We start from the raw sequence: 20867 nt of genomic DNA, 5'->3' as shown, positions 1-20867 counted from the left end.
ACACCTTGTCACAAGTGCCGTCTGTAGGAACGGCTCAGCTGGCGGTGGCCAGCAGCAGGTCCTGCACCGAACGGCCCTTGTCACGATTTTGATCGTTCTCATACAACGACGCCGCAATCTCATCGGCGCGAATCGGCAGCACCGACAGCAAGGTATCGCTCAAGCCATGGCTGGCCTGGCTGAAGCCCTGGATGTAGATGCCGGCCTTGCAGCGCTCGTCGGTGACGATGCGGTAGTCGCGGGCCACTTCGAAATCGCCCATATAGGCCTGCAGCGGCGCCAACAGTTCGCGGTGCATCTGGCGCTCGTAGCCGGTGGCCAGGATCACTGCGTCGTAATGGTTGAGGCTGGTTTCGCCAGTGGCGTTGTTGCGCAGCACCAGTTCGATACCCAGCGGGCCGGCGGTGGCTTTCTCCACCACGGTCATGGTGCGGAACGCCTGGCGCGCGATGCCGGAGACTTTCTGGCGGTAGAAAATCCCGTAGATGCGCTCGATCAGGTCCAGGTCCACCACCGAATAGTTGGTGTTGCGGTACTCGGCGACCAGGCGCTCGCGCTCAGCACCGACTTGCTGGAACACCAGGTCGGTGAAGGCCGGCGAGAACACTTCGTTGACGAACGGGCTGTCATCGGCCGGCTTGAGGGCCGAGCCGCGCAGGATCATATCGACCTGCACCGACGGGAAGCTGTCATTGAGGTCAATAAACGCTTCAGCCGCGCTCTGGCCGCCGCCGATCACCGCAATGCGCATGGCCTTGCCGCTCACGCAGGGCTGGCTGGCCATGCGCTCCAGGTAGTGGGAGTGGTGGAACACCCGGCTGTCACCCTTGAGCGCCTGGAACGCCTCGGGAATACGCGGCGTGCCACCGGCGCTGACGACCACCGAGCGAGTGGTGCGCACATGCTGCTCACCCTGGGCATCACGGGAGATCACCCGCAACGCCTCGACCTGCTGCTGGTGCAGGATCGGCTCGATGGCCAGCACTTCCTCACCGTAGCTCGCCTGGGCCTGAAACTGCCCCGCGACCCAGCGCAGGTAGTCGTTGTACTCCATGCGGCAGGGGTAGAAGGTGCCCATGTTGATGAAGTCCACCAGGCGGTCATGGGCCTTGAGGTAATTGACGAAGGAATATGGGCTGGTGGGGTTGCGCAGGGTCACCAGGTCCTTGAGGAAGGAAATCTGCAGTTCACTCTGGGTCACCAGGGTGTTGCCGTGCCAGCGGTAGTCGGCTTGCTTGTCGAGAAACAGCACGTCCAGCTTGCCCTGGGCCTTTTCACGTTCCTGCAGGGCGATGGCCAGCGCCAGGTTCGAGGGGCCGAAGCCGATCCCGATCAAATCATGAACCGCGGGCGAAGCAATTGCCTGTGTCATTCCAGTGTCCTCTGGATAAGCCCCTTGGCGGTGGGGGCGGGATACCTTTCATGGCCTGAACAACCGGCCGTGTGTTGATAGGAAACGAGGACAGTGAAATAAAATTTAACCAACAGCTGATCAGTGCGCTTCCCACTCGCGCATGCGCACTCGGCAATGCTTCATCGCGTTGACGATGTGTTTTTCCACCAGGCTGCGGGAAATGCCCAGGCGCGCGGCGATCTGCAGGTGGGACAGGCCTTCGAGTTTGCGCAGCAGGAAGCTGTCGCGACAGGCGGCCGGCAACTCGGCCAGGGCGCGCTCGAGCATCTCCAGGCGTTGGCGCTGGTCGTGGCTGGTGTGGGGTGAACAAGGGGCGAAACGCTCTTCGCTGTCCAGCACCTCAAGGGGTTCGGTCTGACGCAAGGCATTGCGTCGGTGGCCGTCAATCACCAAGTTCAAGGCCGTGCGGTAAAGAAACGCACGGGGCTGCTCGATCGGCGTATCGCTGGCGCGCTCCAGCACCCGCACATAAGCGTCATGCACCACATCTTCGGCCACCTGACGGTTGCCCAGCTTGGCGTTGAGGAAACACACCAGCTCGCGATAGTAGTTTTCCAACATGACTCCTGGCCCCATGGCCGTGGTGCTGACGATGCCCGCCCGAGCAGGAACGAGGCCATCGATGATGGCAGTTTGAGTGTGTGCAATTTATAGTAATTCTCATCTACTTTTAAAGAAGTCTTGCATCAACGTAGGTTTTTTTTCTCCGCAGACCTGTTTCTGCGTGTGTAACAGCCTAAATCCCTGGGGCTTTTTCTCGTTTAACTGTCAGCTCTGCGCAACTGCGCCCCGATCTTTCCTGGCTGGAACCTACCCATGAAACGCCCTCGACCTGCCCGACGCGCCCTGCTAGCGGTAGCGTGCCTGATTCCCATTGTTGCGTTCGCCACCTGGCAGGGCCTGGCGCCGGGCCGCGACGCCCTGGCGACCGTCACCGTGACCCGCGGCGATATCGAAAACAGCGTCACCGCCCTGGGCACCCTGCAACCGCGACGGTATGTGGACGTCGGCGCCCAGGCCTCCGGGCAGATCCGCATGATCCATGTCGAAGCCGGTGACCAGGTCAAGGAAGGCCAGTTGCTGGTGGAGATCGATCCTTCGACACAACAAGCCAAGCTCGATGCCAGCCGCTACGCCATCGAAAACCTCGAGGCCCAATTGCAGGAGCAAAAAGCCCAGCACGCGCTGGCCCGCCAGAAGTATCAGCGCCAGCAGCGCCTGAGCGCCGGCAATGCCACCCGCGAAGAAGACGTGCAGACCGCCCAGGCCGAACTCAGCGCGACCCAGGCCCGGGTCGACATGTTCCAGGCCCAGATCCGCCAGGCCCGGGCCAGCCTGCGCAGCGATGAAGCCGAGCTGGGCTACACGCGCATCTATGCACCGATGACCGGCACCGTGGTAGCCGTGGATGCGCGGGTCGGCCAGACCCTCAACGCACAACAACAAACCCCGCTGATCCTGCGCATCGCCAAGCTGTCGCCGATGACCGTATGGGCCGAAGTTTCCGAAGCCGACATCGGCCACGTCAAACCCGGCATGCGTGCGTATTTCACCACGTTGAGCGGCGGCAGCCGACGCTGGGCCAGTACCGTGCGCCAGATCCTGCCGATCCCGCCCAAGCCCCTGAACGAAACCCAGGGCAGCGGCAGCCCGAGCAGCTCCAGCAAGAGCGGGACCGGCCGAGTGGTGCTCTACACCGTGCTGCTGGACGTGGACAACGCCGACAACGCGCTGATGGCGGAAATGACCACCCAGGTATTTTTCGTCTCAGGCCAAGTCAAGGACACCCTGACCGTGCCCGTCGCCGCCCTGCAGGGCACGCCCGGCGCAGACACACAGATCGCCCGGGTCGTGGCGCAAAACGGCGCCATCGAAGAGCGCAAAGTGCGCCTGGGTATCAGCGACCGCCTGCGCATCGAGGTGCTCGAGGGTCTCAATGAGGGCGATCACCTGTTGATCGGCCCGTCCGACAGCAGTGGGGGTTGACGTGGCCACGCCGCTGATCGAACTCAAGCACATCTGCAAATCCTACGGCGGCGGCGACAGCCCGCAGGTCGACGTGTTGCGCGGCATCGACCTGTCGATCCAGGCCGGGGAGTTCGTCGCCATTGTCGGTGCCTCCGGTTCCGGCAAGTCGACGCTGATGAATATCCTTGGCTGCCTCGACCGACCGACCGAAGGCGACTACCTCTTCGCCGGGGAAAACGTCGCCCACCTGGGCAGCGACGAGCTGGCCTGGCTGCGCCGTGAAGCCTTCGGGTTTGTGTTCCAAGGCTACCATTTGATTCCCTCAGGCTCGGCCCAGGAAAACGTCGAGATGCCGGCGATCTATGCCGGCATCAGCGCTGCCCAACGGCATGCCCGCGCCAACGCCCTGCTCACCCGCCTGGGGCTGGCCGAACGCACCGGCAATCGCCCGCACCAGCTTTCCGGTGGGCAACAGCAACGGGTATCCATCGCCCGCGCCCTGATGAACGGCGGGCATATCATCCTCGCCGACGAACCCACCGGCGCCCTCGACAGCCACAGCGGCGCCGAGGTCATGACCTTGCTCGACGAACTGGCGGGCCAGGGCCATGTGGTCATCCTGATCACCCACGACCGCGAAGTGGCGGCGCGGGCCAACCGTATCATCGAGATCCGCGACGGCCAGATCATCAGCGACTCGGCCGACACCTGCACGGTCAAGCCAGCCCTGGCGGCCGGCGCCCTGCAGGCCGTGGACCTGCGCCAGCGCCTGGCCGACGGCGCCGAGCACAACGGCGCATGGAAGGCCGAGTTGCTGGACGCGGTGCAAGCCGCCTGGCGAGTGATGTGGGTCAACCGCTTCCGCACCGCCCTGACCTTGCTGGGGATCATCATCGGCGTGGCGTCGGTGGTGGTGATGCTAGCGGTGGGCGAAGGCAGCAAACGCCAGGTCATGGCGCAGATGGGCGCGTTCGGCTCCAATATCATCTACCTCAGCGGCTCTTCGCCCAACCCGCGTACGCCATCGGGTATCGTGACCCTCAAGGATGTCGAGGCCCTGGCGGCGTTGCCCCAGGTCAAGCGCATCATGCCGGTCAACGGCGCCGAAGCCGGCGTGCGCTTCGCCAATGTCGACTACATGGCCTACGTGGGTGGCAACGACACCAACTTCCCGCACCTCTTCAACTGGCCGGTGGTCGAGGGCAGCTACTTCACCGAGGCCGACGAACAGGCTGCCGCCACGGTCGCCGTGATCGGCGCGCGCATCCGTCAGAAACTCTTCAAGGACGTGCCCAACCCAATCGGCCAGTACATTCTGATCGAGAATGTGCCGTTCCAGGTGATCGGCGTGCTCGCGGAAAAAGGCTCCAGCTCTGGCGACAAGGACAGTGACGACCGTATCGCCATTCCATATAGCGCCGCCAGTGTTCGCCTGTTCGGCAGCTATAACCCCGAATACGTGGTGATTGGCACCACCGATGCACGCAAGGTGCATGAAGCCGAAGTGGCGATCGACCAGCTGATGTTGAAGCTGCACAACGGCAAGCGTGACTACGAGCTGACCAACAACGCCGCGATGATCCAGGCCGAAGCTCGGACCCAGAATTCCCTGTCGTTGATGCTCGGCTCGATTGCCGCGATTTCCCTGCTGGTCGGCGGTATCGGCGTGATGAACATCATGTTGATGACCGTGCGTGAGCGTACCCGCGAAATCGGCATTCGCATGGCCACCGGGGCGCGCCAGCGCGACATCCTGCGCCAATTTCTCACCGAGGCGGTGATGCTCTCGGTGGTCGGCGGCCTGTTCGGTATCGCCCTGGCGTTGCTGGTGGGCGGCGTGCTGGTGCTGGCCGAAGTGGCGGTACAGTTTTCCCTGGTGGCCGTGTTCGGTGCGTTTGGCTGTGCACTGGTCACCGGCGTCGTATTCGGCTTTATGCCGGCCCGTAAAGCTGCCCGGCTCGATCCGGTTAAGGCGTTGACCAGTGAATAATCGATCCATTCCAGCGCAGCTGTCAGCGCTCAGTCTGTGCCTGCTGCTTAGCGCCTGTACCGGCAACCCGCCCACACTCGCCAGCGGCATCGCCCCGCCCGCCGCCTGGCAATACGCCGAACGCGAGACGACCCAGGCCACCAACCAGCGCTGGTGGACGCAGTTTGGCAGCCCGGCGTTGAACCGCCTGATCGACCAGGCCCGGCGCGACAGTTTCGACGTGGCTGCCGCCATGGCCCGGGTGCGGCAGGCCCAGGCCACGGCAGTGATCGCTGGCGCGCCACTGTTGCCGGAGGTGAAATTCAACCTCGCCAGCAGTCACCAGAGGCTGCTGCGCGGCCAGGGCGGGCCGGACCTGGACGCCTCGCAAAGCGACGAAACGGTGAATAATTTCGGCGCAAACTTCAGCGCCAGCTATGAAGTGGACTTCTGGGGCGGCCGCGCTGCCGCCCGCGACAGCGCACTCTACAGCCTGCGCGCCAGTGAGTCGGACCAGGCCACGGTGGAGCTGACCTTGCTCAGCAACGTGGCCGACCGCTATGCGCAAACCCTGGCCGCGCAGCAACGCCAACACATTGCCGAACTCAACCTGGCCAATGCGCGCAACGTCCTCGGCCTGGTGCAGACCCGCTACGACGCAGGCTCCGCCACCGCCCTGGAGCTGGCCCAGCAGAAAAGCCTGGTGGCCGGCCAGCAACGGCAATTGCCGCTGATCCAACAGGTGGCCGAAGAGGCGCGGATCACCCTCGCCGCCCTCCTCGGCCAGCCGGTGCAGGCCCTCGACCTGGGCCATGAAGCCTTCCAGACGCTCACCTGGCCATCCATAGGCCCGGGCGTACCGAGCCAACTGCTGAGCCGGCGCCCCGACCTGGCCAAGGCCGAAGCCGAGCTGGCCGCTGCCCAGGCGGATGTCAGCGTGGCCCGCGCCGCCATGCTGCCCGCCGTGACCCTCGGCGCCACGCTCGGCTCCGACGCCTATAAGGCTGGGCAAATCCTGCGTAGCCCCTACTACACCCTGACCGCTGGCCTGGTCGCACCCATCTTCAACAGCGGCCGTTTAAGCGCCGAGCGCGACAAGGCCCGGGCGCGCCAGGATGAGCTGCTGCAAACCTATCGAGGAGCGATCATCAACGGCTTTGCCGATGTAGAAAAAGGCCTGAGCAGCATCACCCGCCTGGACCAGCAACGCCAGTGGCAGACCGAAGAGCTGCAACAGGCGCAGGCGGCATTCCAGATTGCACAAAACCGCTATGAGGCCGGGGCCGAGGACTTGCTCACGGTGCTGGAGACCCAACGCACCCTCTACGCCGCCCAAGACTTGAACGTGCAATTGCGCCTGTCGCGTATGCAAGCCAGCATCGCCCTGTACAAGGCATTAGGGGGGGGTTGGAACACCGAAAGCTGATAAACAAACTCTCATTTCATACACGAGCTGTTTCTTCACCTTACATTTTCCAACCCAAGGTCCTTGGTAAAAAAGCCGTTATCACACGGCTCCCCGGGACCTCTTGATGAAACCCAGCGTTTTCGTAAAAAGCCTGGCCTGCCTCTGCTGCTGGCTGATACCCAACCTGGCGCTGGCCGAGCCCTTGATTGCCCCTACTGCGATCGACTGGCTGCTGGACTGCCCCCTGCCCACGACGGCGCGCCTGGACCCAGAGGTCGTAGAACGCACCCAATGCGGCCTGGTCAGCGTACCCCGCGACCATGCCGCTCCCGAGCGCGGCCGTATACGCCTGAGCGTAACCCGCGTCGGCGCACGGCAACCGCTCGACCGCGAAGGTGTGGTGTTTATCCAGGCCGGCGAGCCCTCTCCGGCCAGGGAAGCGCCTTTCGCCCTGCATCTGGCCAGCCGCTGGGAATCCCTTGCCACCCGCGCCTATCGCACATTGGTTGACCGTTATGACGTCATCGAACTGAGCGCCCGCGACCTACGGCAGATGAATGCGGTCGAGCAAGCCGCACGGGACATGGAGTTTGTACGCGTGCAACTCGGCGAGGCACGCCTCAACTACCTGGGCAACGCCACCGCCGCCCGCCTCGGCAGCCGCTACGGCGCGCTGTATCCCGAGCGCGTGGCGCGCATGGTGCTGATCAATGCCGAGCCTGGCGAACCTATCGCCATGGGCGTCGAGCAACTCCTGCTCAAGGAGTCGAACGCCGACGGCTGTGTCAGCCGCTGGCTGGGGGATTTCCTTGCCTTCGGCAAACAGCCACCGCCGTCCGCCCGTTGCCTCGACCTCGGCACCTGGCGTTGATCAGTACATTTACGACCTGTTGCCACCGAAAACGACACCCTGCGTTGACGCTCAAGCCCAATCGTTATTAAGTGCTATTTATCCGCATTAATACGATAAATCGCACCCATGCTGACTCGTCCGCTGCGCCGCAAACGCCAGAAGCTGTCCGATGTAATTGTCGAATCGGTCAAGCGCTCCATCGTCACCGATGCCCTGAAGCCCGGCGACCGCCTGCCCACTGAGCGCGAGCTGATGGAGAGCTTCCAGTGCTCCAAGGGCTCGGCCCGTGAAGCGCTCAAGGCGCTGGAGGTCGAGGGCCTGGTGAGCACGCGCACCGGCCCCAGTGGTGGCGCCTATCTGAACCAGGCCGGCACCGAGCCGGCCAGCCGCGCCTTGCGCAACTACCTGCACTTCCAGCATCTGGATGGCGAGCAGGTCTATCAATTGCGCAAGGTCATCGAAGTGGAACTGGCGGTGTCAGTACTCGGGCGCTTGGGCGAAGACGACTATCAAGCCCTGCAAGCCAACGTGGATTTCTGCAGCGCCCCCGAAGACAGCGAAGCCGGCCAGCGCGAACAGCGCCTGGCGGAACTGGAGTTCCACAACCTGCTGGCCAGGGCTTGCCCCAACCCGCTGCTGAGCTTTATGGCGCAGTTTCTCAACGACCTGCTGCGCGACCTGGTGGTGCTGAAAAAAGCCTACAAGCCCAAGCGCAAGCAGTTCGACGCGGCCAACCTCGATTATCACAAGCAACTGCTGATCGCTTTTCGTGCAGGTGATGAGGGCGCGGTGCGCAGCTTGATGCATGAGCATATGTGCGATGCCGAACACCACATGACCGCCCTTGAAGGCCAAGTCAGCCCCCACTTCCTTCTGGAGTTCGATCACTCTTAAGCACACCGACAATCCAATGTGGGAGGGGGCTTGCCCGCGATAAGGCGGGCACATTCAACAGGGATGTCGACAGGCACACCGCTATCGGGAGCAAGCCCCCTCCTACAGTTTGACCCTGTTCCAACCAAGCTAGCACGTCGTCCCAATAACAAGCCTGCCCACAGGCCCTTGCACCACCGTATCGCCCTTGCCGCTCCTGCCAATAACTAAACCAGGGAGTCACCCCATGCAGCGTCGTACGTTATTGAAAGCCAGCCTCACCGCGGCCGCCGCCCTCAGCTTGCCGCTGAGCGTGCGTTCGGCATTCGCCGCCGAGCCCTTTACCTTTTACGGCCTCAAGTCCATGTCTGGTGCCTTTGCCAGCTATGGCAAATTTGCCGACATGGGTTCGCGCCTGGCAGTGGACCAGCACCCCGAGCTGCTCGGGCGCCCGCTGAACTACAAGGTCATCGACACCGAAGGCAACGCCGGCAAGGCGGTGCGCAAGGTGCAGGAGGCGATTCAGCAAGACGGCGCACGGTTCTTCCAGGGTTGCACCTTGTCCTCCTCCGCCCTCGCGGTGGCCAAGGAAGTCGACAAGGTCGGCGGCGTGTTCATGACCCCGGTGGGCGCCGATGAAGTCACCGGTAAAGACTGCAACAAGGCGACCTTCCGCTGGTCGGTGCCCACCTACGGCGCGATCCGCGAAACCATGGTGCCGCTGATCAAGCTGCTGCCGGACGCCAAGCGCTGGTACACCATCACCCCGCAATACGTGTTCGGCGAAGCCTTGCTCGAAGGCGCCAGGAACGTGCTCAAGGAGCACGGCCTGGAACACGTCGGCAACAGCTATCACTCGCTGCAGGAGCAGGAGTTCTCCGGTTACCTGACCAATGCCATTTCCACCCGGCCCGATGTGCTGGTGCTGCTCAACTTCGGCAGCCAGTCGTCCAACACCCTGCGCCAGGCAGTGAACTTCGGCATCAAGGAGCGCATGAAGGTACTGCTGGTGTGGTCGGCCGGCCTCGACCAGTTCCAGGAACTGGGCAGCGATGTGCTCGAAGGCGTGTACCTCGGCGCGCAGTACTGGCACCAGGTCGACACCCCGCTCAATCGTGAACTGGTCAAGCTGACCCAGGCCAAATACGGGATCAACCCCACCTACCCGCTGGCCGCCGACTACATCAGTACCAAGGTCATGCTCGACACCATCATTGCCACCGGCAGCTTCGACGGTGCAACCGTGGCCAAGGCCATGCAGGGCTTGAGCTACGAAGGCCCGACCGGCAAAGAGTCGATCCGTGCCGGCGACCATCAGGTGATCAAGGATTACTACCTGCTGATCGGCAAGGCCAGCGGCGACATGGCCGACAAGGACGACCTGGCCAAAGTGCTCAGCGCCGGCCAATCGTTCCCTGCGGTCGAGGCGACGGGCTGCTCGCTCGGCTGATCCCCTGAATATGTAGCGCAGGGCCGCGCAAGCGGCGTCCTGCCGAGGGTTCCTGCATGCTTAATCTTTACCTGTTCCAGATCCTCAACGGCCTTGGGCTGGGGATGATCTATTTCCTGATTGCGGTCGGGCTGACGATCATTTTCGGCCTGCTCAACTTCGTCAACTTTGCCCACGGCGCGTTCTTCCTGCTGGGGGCCTACATCTGCTACACCGCCGTCAGCCTCACCGGCAGCTTCTGGCTGGCGCTGCTGATCGCGCCGCTGGTGGTCGCCGCACTGGCCTGGGTGATCGAGCGCTTGCTGATCCAACGGATCTACCACTTGCCGCACATGTTCCAGATCCTGGTGACCCTGGGCATCGCACTGATCATCCAGGAAGCCAGCGTGATGATCTGGGGCCCGGTGGGCAAGAGCGTCGCGGTACCGGAACTGCTGCGCGGCGTGCTGGTGGTGGGGGATTTCGTCTACCCCTACTACCGCCTGTTCCTCATCGTGTTTTCCGGGCTGGTTGGCCTCGGCCTGTGGCTGCTGCTGGAACGCACGCGCTTCGGCGCCCTGGTGCGCGCCGGCAGTGAGAGCACCGAAACCGTGTCGCTGCTGGGCACCAATATCTTCCGCCTGTTCTCCATGACCTTCGCCCTCGGCGTAGCCCTGGCCGGTGTCGCCGGCGTGCTGTTCGCACCGTTGCGCGGCGCCCAGCCCTTTGTCGGGCCTGAAATTCTCGGGGTGGCGTTCGTGGTGGTGGTGATCGGCGGCATGGGTTCCTTCAGCGGTGCGCTGGTCGGCGGTTTGCTGGTGGGCGTGGTGCAAAGCCTGATGACCACACTCTGGCCCCAGGGTGCGAGCCTGATGATCTACGGCGCGATGGCCGTGGTGATTCTGGTGCGCCCCTACGGCCTGTTCGGGAGAGCCTGACATGAGCGAGAAAAACCCCCTGCCGTTTGCCAAGACGCAATCCAAAGCCATGCTGCTGTGGGTATTGGCGGTGCTGATCGGCCTGCCGTTGCTATTGCCCTCGGCGACCCTGGCCACCGAGATCCTGATCTTTGCCATGGCTGCCCTGGCGTGCAACCTGCTGCTGGGCTACACCGGGCTGTTGTCGTTCGGCCAAGGCATCTTCTTTGGCGCCGGTGCCTATTGCGCAGCACTGCTGATGATTCACCTGCAACTGGGGTTGTTCACCGCACTGCTGGGTGCCGCCATCGCCGGCGGTTTCCTGGCATTGCTGGTGGGCGCCCTGGCGATTCGTCGCACCGGCATCTACTTCGTGATGCTGACCTTGGCGTTCAGCCAGATGGCCTACTTCGTCGCCTACACCTTGAGCGATTGGACCGGCGGCGACAACGGCCTGCTCAGCGTGCCACGCCCGGAAATCCGTATCGGTGACACCGTACTGTTATCGCTGGCCGACGCTCGCGCCTTCTATGCTTTTGTCGCGGTGCTGTTCCTGCTGATCTTTATCGGCGCACGCCGGGTGATCGCTTCGCCGTTCGGCAGCACGCTGATGGCGATCCGCGAAAACGAAACCCGCGCCTCGGCCATCGGCTACGACACGCGGCACTTCAAGATCCTGGTGTTCGTGCTGTCCGGCGCGGTCACCGGGATTGCCGGGGCGCTGTACGCCATGTTGCTGCACTTTGTGCCGCTGTCGAACATCGACCTGGCGATGTCCGAGAACATCCTGATCATGACCATTGTCGGCGGTACGGGCTCGCTGTTCGGCTCCCTGCTTGGTGCCGGTTCCATCGTGCTGCTGGGGGATTTCCTCTCCGACCTGTGGCCGCGCTGGCTGATGCTGCTGGGGGTGATCCTGATCCTGGTGGTGATCTTCATGCGTGGTGGTTTATGGGGCGGCCTGGCGTCGCTGTTCGAGAAGGTGCGTGGCAGCCGCAAACCCGCCGTCGTCACCAAGGAGCAAGAGCTATGAGCATCCTGCTGGAAACCCGGAACCTGGAACTGGCCTACGGCGCGTTCCATGCAGTCAATGGCGTCAACCTCAAGGTCGAGGCCGGCACCATCCACACCATCATCGGCCCCAACGGCGCCGGCAAGACCAGCCTGTTCCACTGCCTGACCGGCGAACGCCAGGCCACCGCCGGGGCGATGCATTTCGACGGCAAGAACCTGATGCGCAAACCGGCCCACGCCCGTGTCGGCCTGGGCATGGCGCGCTCGTTCCAGCTCACCAGCCTGTTCCAGAACCTCAGCGTGCGCGAAAACCTGCGCCTGGCCGCCCAGGGCCGTGACGGTGCGCGCGCCCTGAATTTCTGGCGCCGTGTGGACAGCAAGCGCGAACACCTGGAGATGGCCGACCAGGTGCTGGAACGCCTGCAACTCACCGCCCGTGCCGACACCTTGGCCGGCGAGTTGTCCCACGGCCAGCAGCGGGTACTGGAAGTGGGCATGTCGATCTGTTCCAAACCGAAACTGCTGATGCTCGACGAGCCCACTTCGGGCATGGGCATCGACGACATCCCGATCATGACCCAACTGATCAGCGACCTCGGCCGCGACCACACGGTGCTGCTGATCGAACACAACATGAGCATTGTCATGTCCATCAGCCAACGTATCACGGTGATGAGCCACGGCCAGATCCTGGTGGAAGGCACGCCGGATTTCGTGCGTGCCGATGAGCGTGTGCGTACTGCGTACCTTGGGGAGGCTGCCTGATGCTGATCGTCGAGAATATCCATTCCTACTACGACAAGAGCCATGTGCTGGAGGGCGTGTCATTGACCGTCAACCCCGGCGAGCTGGTGACCCTGCTGGGTCGCAATGGCGCCGGCAAGACCACCACTTTGCGCAGCATCCTGGGCATCATCTGCCCGCGCCAGGGCCAGGTTCACTTCAACGGCCAGGCACTGGTGGGGCAGAAGATCTTTGAAATCGCACGTCAGGGCTTGGCGCTGGTGCCGGAGAACCGTGGGATTTTCCGTCTGCTGACCGTTGAGGAAAACCTGCGCATCGCCGCCCGCAAGAACAGCCGCTGGCAGCTGGAAGACGTCTACGCCATGTTCCCGCGCCTCAAGGAACGGCGCAAAAACGCCGGCCATGCGTTGTCCGGTGGCGAACAACAGATGCTCGCCATCGCCCGCGCCCTGCTGAACGATCCCAAGCTGCTGATCCTCGACGAACCCACCGAGGGTTTGGCGCCGGTGATTGTCGACGAATTGGTGAAGATCCTGCGCAAGGTCAAGGACGACGGCCTGCCGGTGCTGCTGGTGGAACAGAACCTGATGGTCTGCGACAAGCTCGCCGACCGCCATTACGTACTCGAACAGGGCCGCGTGGTGTACGAAGGCAGCGCTGCTGACTTCCGTGCCGACCCGTCGATCAAGAACCGCTATCTGGCCCTGAGTGCCTGACCGGAGAATGCCCATGAATAGTTTTGCGCAACCGCTGCAGAGCAACGCCCCGCTGATCAACCGCGACCGCCTGTGGCAATCGCTGATGGACCTGGCCCGACTCGGCGCCACCGCCAAGGGTGGCGTGTGCCGCCTGGCCCTCACCGATCTGGACCGCCAGGCCCGTGACCTGTTTGTGCAGTGGTGCGAAGCGGCCGGGTGCAGCGTCACTGTCGACGCCATCGGCAATATCTTTGCGCGTCGTGCCGGAAGCAACCCCGCCCTGCCCCCGGTGATGACCGGCAGCCACATCGACACTCAACCCACCGGCGGCAAGTTCGACGGTTGCTACGGGGTGATGGCCGGACTGGAAGTGATCCGTACCTTGAATGACTTGCAGATCGAGACCCAAGCGCCGATTGAAGTGGTGGTGTGGACCAACGAAGAAGGCTCGCGCTTCCCGCCGTGCATGATGGGTTCCGGGGTATTTGCCGGGAAGTTCGACTTGCAGGACACCCTCGACAAACGCGACGACCACGGCCTGTCGGTAGGCGCCGAATTGCAGCGCATCGGCTATGCCGGTTCCCGTGCGGTTTTGGGCCATCCGGTCGGCGCCTACTTCGAAGCGCATATCGAGCAAGGCCCGGTACTGGAAGACCAGGCCACCACTATCGGCGTGGTCATGGGCTGCCTGGGCCAGAAATGGTTCGACCTGACCCTCACCGGCGTCGAAGCCCACGCCGGCCCCACCCCGATGCACCTGCGCAAGGACGCCCTGGTCGGCGCCGCCGAGGTGGTCAGCGCAGTCAACCGTATCGCCCATCAGCAACAACCCCATGCCTGCGGCACCGTTGGTTGCCTGAGCCTGCACCCCGGTTCGCGCAATGTGATTCCAGGCCAGGTGCAGATGACCATCGACTTGCGCCACCTGCATGCCGACAAGTTGCAAGCCATGGTCGATGAAGTGCGCGGCGTGATCGAAACCACGGCCGCCCGCCACGGCTTGACCTTTGAGCTGACGCCCACCGCCGACTTCCCGCCGCTGGACTTCCACCCGACCTGCGTCAATGCCGTGCGCGAGGCTGCGAGCGCCTTGGGCTTGAGCCATATGGACATCGTCAGCGGCGCCGGGCATGACGCGATTTTCGTCGCCGAACTGGGCCCGGCCGGGATGATCTTTGTGCCGTGCGAAGGCGGCATCAGCCATAACGAAATCGAAAACGCCACACCGGATGACCTGGCGGCAGGTTGCGCAGTGTTGCTGCGGGCCATGGTGAATGCGGCACAGGGGGATCTGGCATGAGTGAGATTGGCCAACTGACAGCGGTGCAACTGTTGCAGCATTTTCGCGACAAAAGCTTGTCACCGGTGGAGGTCACCGAAGATGCGTTGCTGCGCATCGAGCGCTACAACCCGGTGGTGAACGCCTACTGCCATGTCGATCCTGAGGGTGCATTGAACGCGGCGCGGGCCTCGGAACAACGCTGGTTAAAAGGTGCCCCTTGCGGCGCCCTGGATGGCGTGCCAGCGTCGATCAAAGACCTGACCCTGACCCTCGGCATGCCTACGCGCAAGGGCTCGCGCACCTCATCCGCCGAGGGACCGTGGGATGTGGACGCGCCCTTCTCGCACTTCATGCGCAAGGCCGGCGCGGTGCTGCTGGGCAAGACCACCACCCCCGAGTTCGGCTGGAAAGGCGTCACCGACAACCCGCTGTACGGCATCACCCGCAACCCGTGGGACACCCGCACCACGGCGGGCGGTTCCTCAGGTGGCGCCGGTGCGGCAGCGGCGCTGAACCTGGGTGTGCTGCACCAGGGCAGCGATGCCGGCGGCTCGATCCGCATACCCTGTGCCTTCACCGGCACGTTCGGGATCAAGCCGACCTTCGGTTATGTGCCGCAGTGGCCGGCCAGCTCCATGACCATCCTGTCGCACCTGGGGCCCATGACCCGCACGGTGGAAGACAGCGTGCTGATGTTGCAAACCGTGGCACAAATGGATGTGCGCGATGGCCTGATCGGGGCGCCAAGGACCACGCCCTGGCTCACCCCAGGGGCGGATCTGAAGGGCTTGCGCGTGGCTTATAGCCCCTCGTTCGGCTATGTGGATGTCGACCCGCAAGTCGCCAAGGTCGTCGCCCAGGCGGTGGAGGGCCTGGTGCAATTGGGCGCCCATGTCGAGCAGATCGACCCGGGTTTCAGCGACCCGCTTGAGGTGTTCAGCACCCTTTGGGCCGCCGGCGCCGCACGCCTGACCAGTTCCATGAGCGACGCGCAAAAGCAACTGTTGGACCCGGGGCTGCTGCGTATTGCGCAACGGGGCGAGCATCTGAGCCTGGATGACTTCAACGCCGCCTTGGAAGCGCGCGCCGCACTGGTTGCGCGCATGGCGGCGTTCCATGAGCACTACGACGTGCTGGTGTCGCCGGTGATGCCGATTACCGCGTTCGAAGCCGGGCACAACGTACCGCCGGGTTCGGGGATGAACGAATGGATGGAATGGACGCCGTTTACCTACCCCTTCAACCTGACCCAGCAACCAGCGGCGTCGGTGCCCTGTGGATTGGCGGCGAATGGGCTGCCGGTGGGGCTGCATGTGGTGGGCGCACGGTTTGCCGATGAGCAGGTGTTGAGGGTTTGCCACGCGTATGCAAAGGCATTCCCTACCGAGCATTTGGCAGCACCTGAAACCCTGAGCTGAAATTCAGTTGAACCGGTGGGAGGGGGCTTGCTCCCGATGGCGGCGAGTCAGTCACCGCTGCATTTGCTGAAACTCCCTCATCGGGAGCAAGCCCCCTCCCACAGTTTTACCGCATTCCACTACAATGCCCTCCATTCATCTTCCGGGGGGCTTCATGGACATCGAACTGGCACGCACCTTCCTGGAAATCACGCGCTGCGGCAGCCTGGCCGCAGCGGCCGAGAAACTGCACGTCACCCAGACCGCCATCACCGCCCGGGTGAAGAACCTGGAGAGCCAGCTGGGCAGCACGCTGTTTATCCGCAACCGTGCCGGTGCGCGCCTGACCGCCGATGGCGAAGCCTTTGTGGTGTACGCCAACCAGCTGCTGCAAACCTGGGAGGCTGCACGCCGTGATCTGCCGTTGCCCGATGGCTATCGCAATGTGCTGCATATCGGCGGTGAGGTGAGCCTGTGCAACCCGTTGATGCTCGGCTGGGCTCAGGCGCTGCGCGAACATATCCCCGGGCATGCCCTGCGCACCGAAATCCGCGAGGGTGAATACCTGCTGCGCCAATTGGAACTGGGTGTGCTCGACGCAGCGCTGGTGTTCCAGCCGCAATACTGGCCGGGCTTGCAAGTGGAGCAAGTGCTGGAAGAAAAACTGATCCTAGTGCAACTGGCGAGCAAACCCGAGCCCTACGTATATATCGACTGGGGCCAGGGTTTTCGCCAGCAACATGACGCCGCCCTGCCCGACAAGGCCCGCGCCGCGCTGAGCTTCAACCTCGGGCCGTTGGCGTTGCAGTACATCCTGGAAAATGGCGGTGCCGGCTACTTCCGTACGCGGGTGGTGCAAAGCTACCTGGACAGCGGCGTGATGCAGCGGGTGGCCAAGGCCCCGGAATTCAGTTTCCCTACCTACCTGGTGTATTCACGGGCGCGGGATTCGGCGGTGCTGCAACAGGCATTGGCGCTGCTACGCGAAGTGGTCAAGGCTGAAAGTGACTGGTCGCAACGCTGGGATCCGCTGATTTGAAGCACCGGATGCCGCCGCGCATGCTAGCCTGCGGGTGTGTCCTTTTGCAGCCTTACCGATGAACAAGAAAAAGTCCGTCACCATCAGCGACATCGCCAAACGCGTCGGCATGACCACCATCACGGTGTCCCGGGCGCTGAGCAAACCCGACCTGGTCAAACCCGCCACCCTGGCGCGCATCCTGGAGGTAGCGCGGGAGCTGGACTATGTGCCCAACGCCTTCGCCCGTGGGCTCAAGCGCAGTGAGAGCCTGATCATCGGGGTGATTACCGCGTCGGTGGACAACCCGTTCTACAGCGAGATGATCAAGGCGATTTCCCGCGAGGCGAAAAAGCACGGCTACACCATCATGCTGGTGGACACCGATGAGCTGGAGGAACTCGAGAGCAAAGCGGTGGATACCCTGCTGGGCTACCGCGTGGCGGGGATCATCCTGTCGCCGGTCTCCGATGAACCGAGCTACCAGCCCGATTACCTGGAACGCCTGGGCAACGGCAAGACCCCGGTGGTGCTGCTTGATCGCACGATCCACGACAGCCCGTTCAGCCGCGTAGTGCTGGACAACTACCACAGCGGCCTGCAAGCAGCACACTACCTGCTGCGCCAGACCCCAAACTTCAGGCGCCTGCTGGTGCTGACCGGCCCCGAGCATTCGCGTATCACGGTGGAGCGCCTCAAGGGCCTGCGCGAAGTGCTGGCCGAACACCCGCACATTCAGGTCGAGGTGCAGGCCGGCGACTACACCTTGATGCCGGCGTATTTGCACACCCTCGACTACCTGGCCACTCACTCGGCGCCGGACGCGATCATGGGTTTCAACCAGTTGATTACCCTGGGAGCCTTGCGCGCATTGCGCATGCACGACATCCCCCACGACAGCCTGACCATCTGCGGTATCGACCGCCTGCCCTTCGCCGATATCTTTGGCGTGCCCATCGCCTGCGTGGCCCACGATGCCTCCCTGGCCGGCAGCAGCGCGGTACGCCTGCTGCTCGACCGGCTGGAAGATCCCTACAAGCCACGGGACAAGGTTGTGATCGCCGGGCAGTTGGAAAACGGCTAGCGGCTGGTGTAGCCACCGTCGACAGGCAAGCTCACGCCGCTGATCATGCTCGCCGCATCGCTCAGCAGGAACAGCACCGGCAACGCCACTTCCGCCGGTTGCGCAAAACGCCCCAGGGGAATCGCCGCCAACGCCGGGTCGCGCTTGGCCGGGTCGGACCAGGCCATGCTTGCCATCGGCGTCAGCGTCACGGTGGGGTTGACGCTGTTGACGCGCAGGCCAAACCGCCCCCATTCGGCGCATTGCACACGGGTGATTGCATCCAGGGCCGCCTTGGACGCGCAATAGCCGAGGTGGTCATCCAACGCCACCAACGACGCCTGGCTGGACACATTGACGATACGGCCGGCGATGTCCGCCGCGATCATCTTGGCCGCGACACGGCTGGCCACCTGGGCGGCAGCACGAGCGTTGACGTTCATCACCTGGTCGAAGGCGTCTGCGCTGATGGCAGCGGCGGGCTCCAGGCGCGAGATGCCGGCGCAATTGACCAGGCCGTGCAGGGGCGGCAGGTCTTGCAGCACTTTATCGAGGGCCGCGCTGTCGGCAATGTCCACACAGAGGGAGTGGCAGCCCAGTTCGGCCAAGGCTTGGGCGTCGCGGCCGAGGGCAAAGACTTCGGCGCCGCTGGCAATCAACTGCCGGGCGATTTCCCGGCCGATACCGCTGCTGGCGCCGGTGACGAGGATGCGGTGGTGGGTGAAGTTGAAGACTGCGTTCATAGATAAAAATCTCAAGAACAATGAAGATCCACTGTGGGAGGGGGCTTGCCCCCGATGGCGGCCTGACAGCCGACCAGGATGTTGGATCAGGCCGGGTACATATCCGTTATTTGGGCAACGGCCATTTAGGGTTCCGCTTTTACAGCGGGTCACTTTTGAAAAGCGGCAAAGTAAGCAAAACGCTCTTGCCCCCACCACTCGGCACCTCGCCTGGGCTCGGTGTGCCCGTAATCCGCCATGGATTTGGGGGGCCGCCGCCACGCGCCATCCATGGCGCGGGGCGGCTAAACCGGCATCTCTGCCGGTTTACCCCCCAAATCCCTGTCGAATTCCGGCCAGCGTGGTTTAACGGGGCGCCTAAGATCAAGATCAAAAGCAGAGCAAGAGCAAGAGCAAGAGCAAGAGCAAGAGCAAGCAGCGAGTCAGTATGGCCAGCTGTGTAGATACCTATGCCCCGATGGGGGCGTTTCAGTGAATGCATCTGTGGCTGACCCAACGCCATCGGGGGCAAGCCCCCTCCCACATTTTTTTCTGTGTTGAGTCAGGTAGCTTGCAGGTTGTGCATGATCGGTTTCAGGGCCGGGTATAGCTTCAGGTACTCGGCAAACCCTTGGTCGTAGACCGCGACATTCTCGCGCTTGGGCTGCGCCCGTTGCTCCAGTTTCACCCAGCCCGTGTCCATGGCTTCATCACTCACCAACCCCACCGTATGCGCCGCCAATAACGCCGCGCCCAGGGCCGCTTCAACCTCTTGGACAATGGTGTAGACGGGGTAGCGAGTGACATCCGCAATAATCTGCATCCACAGGTCCGAATGGCTCGCCCCGCCCACTACAATCAGGCGCGGATCCAGGGAATGTGCGCCCTGGGTGCCTGCTTCGATATTGTGGCGCAGGGCAAAACTCACCCCTTCCAGCACTGCGCGATACAAGTGGATGCGGCTGTGATACAGGTTCAGCCCGACAAAACTGCCGCTGGCGCGGTCGTCCCATACCGGGCTGCGCTCACCCATCAGGTACGGCAGGAACAACAGGCCTTCGCTGCCCGCCGGGATCTTCGTCGCGCTCTGCTCCAGCAGCACCAGGCTGTCTTGCCCCGTCGCCTGGGCCTGTTGCTCTTCGGCCTGGCAGAACTGCTCGCGAAACCAACTGACCGAGGCCCCGGCGGTGATCGCGCCGCCGAAGATGTACAGGTCGCGGTGACCGTTGTAGACATGGGGCATGCTGACCAAGCCATGGCGGGCATCCACCTGCTGGTTGAGGTAACCCCAGCACATGCTGGTGCCGATCATTGCCACATGATTGCCCGGCTGGGTGACGCCTGCGGCCAGGGTGGCCATGGCCGCGTCCACACCGCCGGCGAGGATCGGCATGCCCGCCTGCAAACCCAGGCGTGCCGCCCAATCCGGCAACAGCCCACCCACCACTTCGCCGGAATACAACAGGCGCTCGGGCATCATGGCCAGGGGAATCTCCAGCGCCGCGAGCATCTCCTCGGACCAGCCGCGCTCGAGCACGTCATACACACCGCCGATATTGCCGGCGCTGCTGTGGTCCACCGCCAGCTCACCGGTCAGGCACCAGTTGATATAGCTGTTGGGCGGCAGCAGGTAGCGGGTGTTCGCCCACACCTGCGGCTGATGCTGCTTGAGCCAGAGCATCTTGGTGAAACCGTAGTAGCTGTCCACTGAGTTGCCGGTCACCGCAAACAGCCGGTCCAGGTCCACGTGCTCACGTACCCACTCGACCTGCTCGCCGGCGCGACGATCCATCCAGATCAGGCAGGGGTGCAGCGGCGTCATCTGTGCATCCACGGCAACCCCTGAGCCACCGTACAAGCTGCTGATGCACAGCGCCTTGACCTGCTGCGCCGGCACGCCAGCCTTGGCCATGCACTGGGCCACGCACGCCTCGACTGCATCCAGCCACACCTGCGGCCATTGCTCGGCCCAGCGCACTTTCGGGGTATCGACCCGATAACCCTGGCTGTGCTGGGCGATGATCGTGCCCTGGGCATCCACCAACAACGCCTTGGTGCTCTGGGTGCCGATGTCGACACCCATGACGTAGTGCATGCC

The 20867-nt window shown here is 63.4% G+C and carries 18 protein-coding genes; 14 read left to right on the top strand and 4 right to left on the bottom strand.

What is annotated here, in order from left to right; genetic code table 11:
- Nucleotides 1–34 precede the first annotated feature (34 nt).
- Both BLU48_RS06340 and BLU48_RS06335 read right to left on the bottom strand, forming a co-directional pair.
- Nucleotides 35–1372, bottom strand: a complete 1338-nt coding sequence (locus tag BLU48_RS06340) for a lysine N(6)-hydroxylase/L-ornithine N(5)-oxygenase family protein (RefSeq protein WP_057024904.1) — start codon at nucleotides 1370–1372, stop codon at nucleotides 35–37.
- Between the two features lie 120 nt (nucleotides 1373–1492).
- Nucleotides 1493–1975, bottom strand: coding sequence for a sigma-70 family RNA polymerase sigma factor (locus BLU48_RS06335; protein ID WP_057024905.1), 483 nt, complete (start codon nucleotides 1973–1975; stop codon nucleotides 1493–1495).
- A 255-nt stretch (nucleotides 1976–2230) separates the two neighbouring features.
- Here BLU48_RS06335 and BLU48_RS06330 point away from each other — a divergent pair, with 255 nt between their 5' ends.
- From BLU48_RS06330 to BLU48_RS06265, 14 genes are all read left to right on the top strand, one after another.
- Nucleotides 2231–3400, top strand: coding sequence for an efflux RND transporter periplasmic adaptor subunit (locus tag BLU48_RS06330; protein ID WP_057024906.1), 1170 nt, complete (start codon nucleotides 2231–2233; stop codon nucleotides 3398–3400).
- 1 nt (nucleotide 3401) lies between these two features.
- Complete coding sequence (locus tag BLU48_RS06325) at nucleotides 3402–5372, top strand: MacB family efflux pump subunit (RefSeq protein WP_057024998.1); 1971 nt, start codon at nucleotides 3402–3404, stop codon at nucleotides 5370–5372.
- A complete protein-coding gene (locus tag BLU48_RS06320) occupies nucleotides 5365–6777 on the top strand; it encodes an efflux transporter outer membrane subunit (protein WP_057024907.1) in 1413 nt (470 codons plus the stop codon). The genes BLU48_RS06325 and BLU48_RS06320 overlap by 8 nt, the downstream gene beginning before the upstream one ends.
- A gap of 106 nt (nucleotides 6778–6883) precedes the next feature.
- Nucleotides 6884–7630, top strand: coding sequence for an alpha/beta hydrolase family protein (locus tag BLU48_RS06315; protein ID WP_057024908.1), 747 nt, complete (start codon nucleotides 6884–6886; stop codon nucleotides 7628–7630).
- Between the two features lie 108 nt (nucleotides 7631–7738).
- Nucleotides 7739–8506 (top strand): FadR/GntR family transcriptional regulator, encoded by a 768-nt coding sequence (locus BLU48_RS06310; RefSeq protein WP_057024909.1) that lies wholly within the window; start codon nucleotides 7739–7741, stop codon nucleotides 8504–8506.
- Between the two features lie 226 nt (nucleotides 8507–8732).
- Complete coding sequence (locus BLU48_RS06305) at nucleotides 8733–9935, top strand: ABC transporter substrate-binding protein (RefSeq protein ID WP_057024910.1); 1203 nt, start codon at nucleotides 8733–8735, stop codon at nucleotides 9933–9935.
- Nucleotides 9936–9991: 56 nt separating this feature from the next.
- Entirely contained in the window at nucleotides 9992–10852 is an 861-nt protein-coding gene (locus tag BLU48_RS06300) for a branched-chain amino acid ABC transporter permease (protein ID WP_003215751.1), read from the top strand.
- Nucleotide 10853: 1 nt separating this feature from the next.
- Nucleotides 10854–11864 (top strand): branched-chain amino acid ABC transporter permease, encoded by a 1011-nt coding sequence (locus tag BLU48_RS06295; RefSeq protein ID WP_057024911.1) that lies wholly within the window; start codon nucleotides 10854–10856, stop codon nucleotides 11862–11864.
- The gene (locus BLU48_RS06290) at nucleotides 11861–12610 is read left to right on the top strand and encodes an ABC transporter ATP-binding protein (protein ID WP_056846641.1); all 750 of its coding nucleotides are present in this window, start codon (nucleotides 11861–11863) and stop codon (nucleotides 12608–12610) included. The genes BLU48_RS06295 and BLU48_RS06290 overlap by 4 nt, the downstream gene beginning before the upstream one ends.
- The gene (locus BLU48_RS06285; RefSeq protein ID WP_057024912.1) at nucleotides 12610–13305 is read left to right on the top strand and encodes an ABC transporter ATP-binding protein; all 696 of its coding nucleotides are present in this window, start codon (nucleotides 12610–12612) and stop codon (nucleotides 13303–13305) included. The genes BLU48_RS06290 and BLU48_RS06285 overlap by 1 nt, the downstream gene beginning before the upstream one ends.
- A gap of 13 nt (nucleotides 13306–13318) precedes the next feature.
- Nucleotides 13319–14587, top strand: a complete 1269-nt coding sequence (locus tag BLU48_RS06280; protein ID WP_057024913.1) for a Zn-dependent hydrolase — start codon at nucleotides 13319–13321, stop codon at nucleotides 14585–14587.
- Nucleotides 14584–15987: an amidase gene (locus BLU48_RS06275; RefSeq protein ID WP_057024914.1), complete on the top strand. Its 1404-nt coding sequence runs from the start codon at nucleotides 14584–14586 to the stop codon at nucleotides 15985–15987. Before BLU48_RS06280 ends, BLU48_RS06275 begins: the two co-directional genes overlap by 4 nt.
- Before the next feature lie 154 nt (nucleotides 15988–16141).
- Nucleotides 16142–17005 carry a LysR family transcriptional regulator gene (locus BLU48_RS06270; protein WP_057024915.1) on the top strand — a complete coding sequence of 288 codons (864 nt, stop codon included), beginning with the start codon at nucleotides 16142–16144 and terminating at the stop codon, nucleotides 17003–17005.
- 58 nt (nucleotides 17006–17063) lie between these two features.
- Entirely contained in the window at nucleotides 17064–18068 is a 1005-nt protein-coding gene (locus tag BLU48_RS06265; protein WP_046068771.1) for a LacI family DNA-binding transcriptional regulator, read from the top strand.
- On the opposite strand, the gene BLU48_RS06260 is transcribed toward BLU48_RS06265, so the two are convergent.
- Both BLU48_RS06260 and BLU48_RS06250 read right to left on the bottom strand, forming a co-directional pair.
- Entirely contained in the window at nucleotides 18065–18790 is a 726-nt protein-coding gene (locus BLU48_RS06260) for an SDR family oxidoreductase (RefSeq protein WP_057024916.1), read from the bottom strand. The two genes, BLU48_RS06265 and BLU48_RS06260, sit on opposite strands and share 4 nt — an antisense overlap.
- Nucleotides 18791–19331: 541 nt before the next feature.
- Nucleotides 19332–20864: an FGGY-family carbohydrate kinase gene (locus BLU48_RS06250; protein ID WP_057024917.1), complete on the bottom strand. Its 1533-nt coding sequence runs from the start codon at nucleotides 20862–20864 to the stop codon at nucleotides 19332–19334.
- Nucleotides 20865–20867: the final 3 nt, after the last annotated feature.

Origin of the sequence: Pseudomonas synxantha, assembly GCF_900105675.1 — a bacterium.
Taxonomy (GTDB): domain Bacteria; phylum Pseudomonadota; class Gammaproteobacteria; order Pseudomonadales; family Pseudomonadaceae; genus Aquipseudomonas; species Aquipseudomonas synxantha.
Note: the sequence above shows the minus strand (reverse complement) of the source record. Positions and strands in the feature narration are given on the sequence as shown.

What these genes read in the sequence shown, in the direction of transcription:
- BLU48_RS06340 (WP_057024904.1), bottom strand. Translation starts at nt 1,372, where the DNA reads ATGACACAGGCAATTGCTTCGCCCGCGGTTCATGATTTGATCGGGATC.
- BLU48_RS06335 (WP_057024905.1), bottom strand. Translation starts at nt 1,975, where the DNA reads ATGTTGGAAAACTACTATCGCGAGCTGGTGTGTTTCCTCAACGCCAAG.
- BLU48_RS06330 (WP_057024906.1), top strand. Translation starts at nt 2,231, where the DNA reads ATGAAACGCCCTCGACCTGCCCGACGCGCCCTGCTAGCGGTAGCGTGC.
- BLU48_RS06315 (WP_057024908.1), top strand. Translation starts at nt 6,884, where the DNA reads ATGAAACCCAGCGTTTTCGTAAAAAGCCTGGCCTGCCTCTGCTGCTGG.
- BLU48_RS06310 (WP_057024909.1), top strand. Translation starts at nt 7,739, where the DNA reads ATGCTGACTCGTCCGCTGCGCCGCAAACGCCAGAAGCTGTCCGATGTA.
- BLU48_RS06305 (WP_057024910.1), top strand. Translation starts at nt 8,733, where the DNA reads ATGCAGCGTCGTACGTTATTGAAAGCCAGCCTCACCGCGGCCGCCGCC.
- BLU48_RS06300 (WP_003215751.1), top strand. Translation starts at nt 9,992, where the DNA reads ATGCTTAATCTTTACCTGTTCCAGATCCTCAACGGCCTTGGGCTGGGG.
- BLU48_RS06295 (WP_057024911.1), top strand. Translation starts at nt 10,854, where the DNA reads ATGAGCGAGAAAAACCCCCTGCCGTTTGCCAAGACGCAATCCAAAGCC.
- BLU48_RS06290 (WP_056846641.1), top strand. Translation starts at nt 11,861, where the DNA reads ATGAGCATCCTGCTGGAAACCCGGAACCTGGAACTGGCCTACGGCGCG.
- BLU48_RS06285 (WP_057024912.1), top strand. Translation starts at nt 12,610, where the DNA reads ATGCTGATCGTCGAGAATATCCATTCCTACTACGACAAGAGCCATGTG.
- BLU48_RS06280 (WP_057024913.1), top strand. Translation starts at nt 13,319, where the DNA reads ATGAATAGTTTTGCGCAACCGCTGCAGAGCAACGCCCCGCTGATCAAC.
- BLU48_RS06275 (WP_057024914.1), top strand. Translation starts at nt 14,584, where the DNA reads ATGAGTGAGATTGGCCAACTGACAGCGGTGCAACTGTTGCAGCATTTT.
- BLU48_RS06270 (WP_057024915.1), top strand. Translation starts at nt 16,142, where the DNA reads ATGGACATCGAACTGGCACGCACCTTCCTGGAAATCACGCGCTGCGGC.
- BLU48_RS06265 (WP_046068771.1), top strand. Translation starts at nt 17,064, where the DNA reads ATGAACAAGAAAAAGTCCGTCACCATCAGCGACATCGCCAAACGCGTC.
- BLU48_RS06260 (WP_057024916.1), bottom strand. Translation starts at nt 18,790, where the DNA reads ATGAACGCAGTCTTCAACTTCACCCACCACCGCATCCTCGTCACCGGC.
- BLU48_RS06250 (WP_057024917.1), bottom strand. Translation starts at nt 20,864, where the DNA reads ATGCACTACGTCATGGGTGTCGACATCGGCACCCAGAGCACCAAGGCG.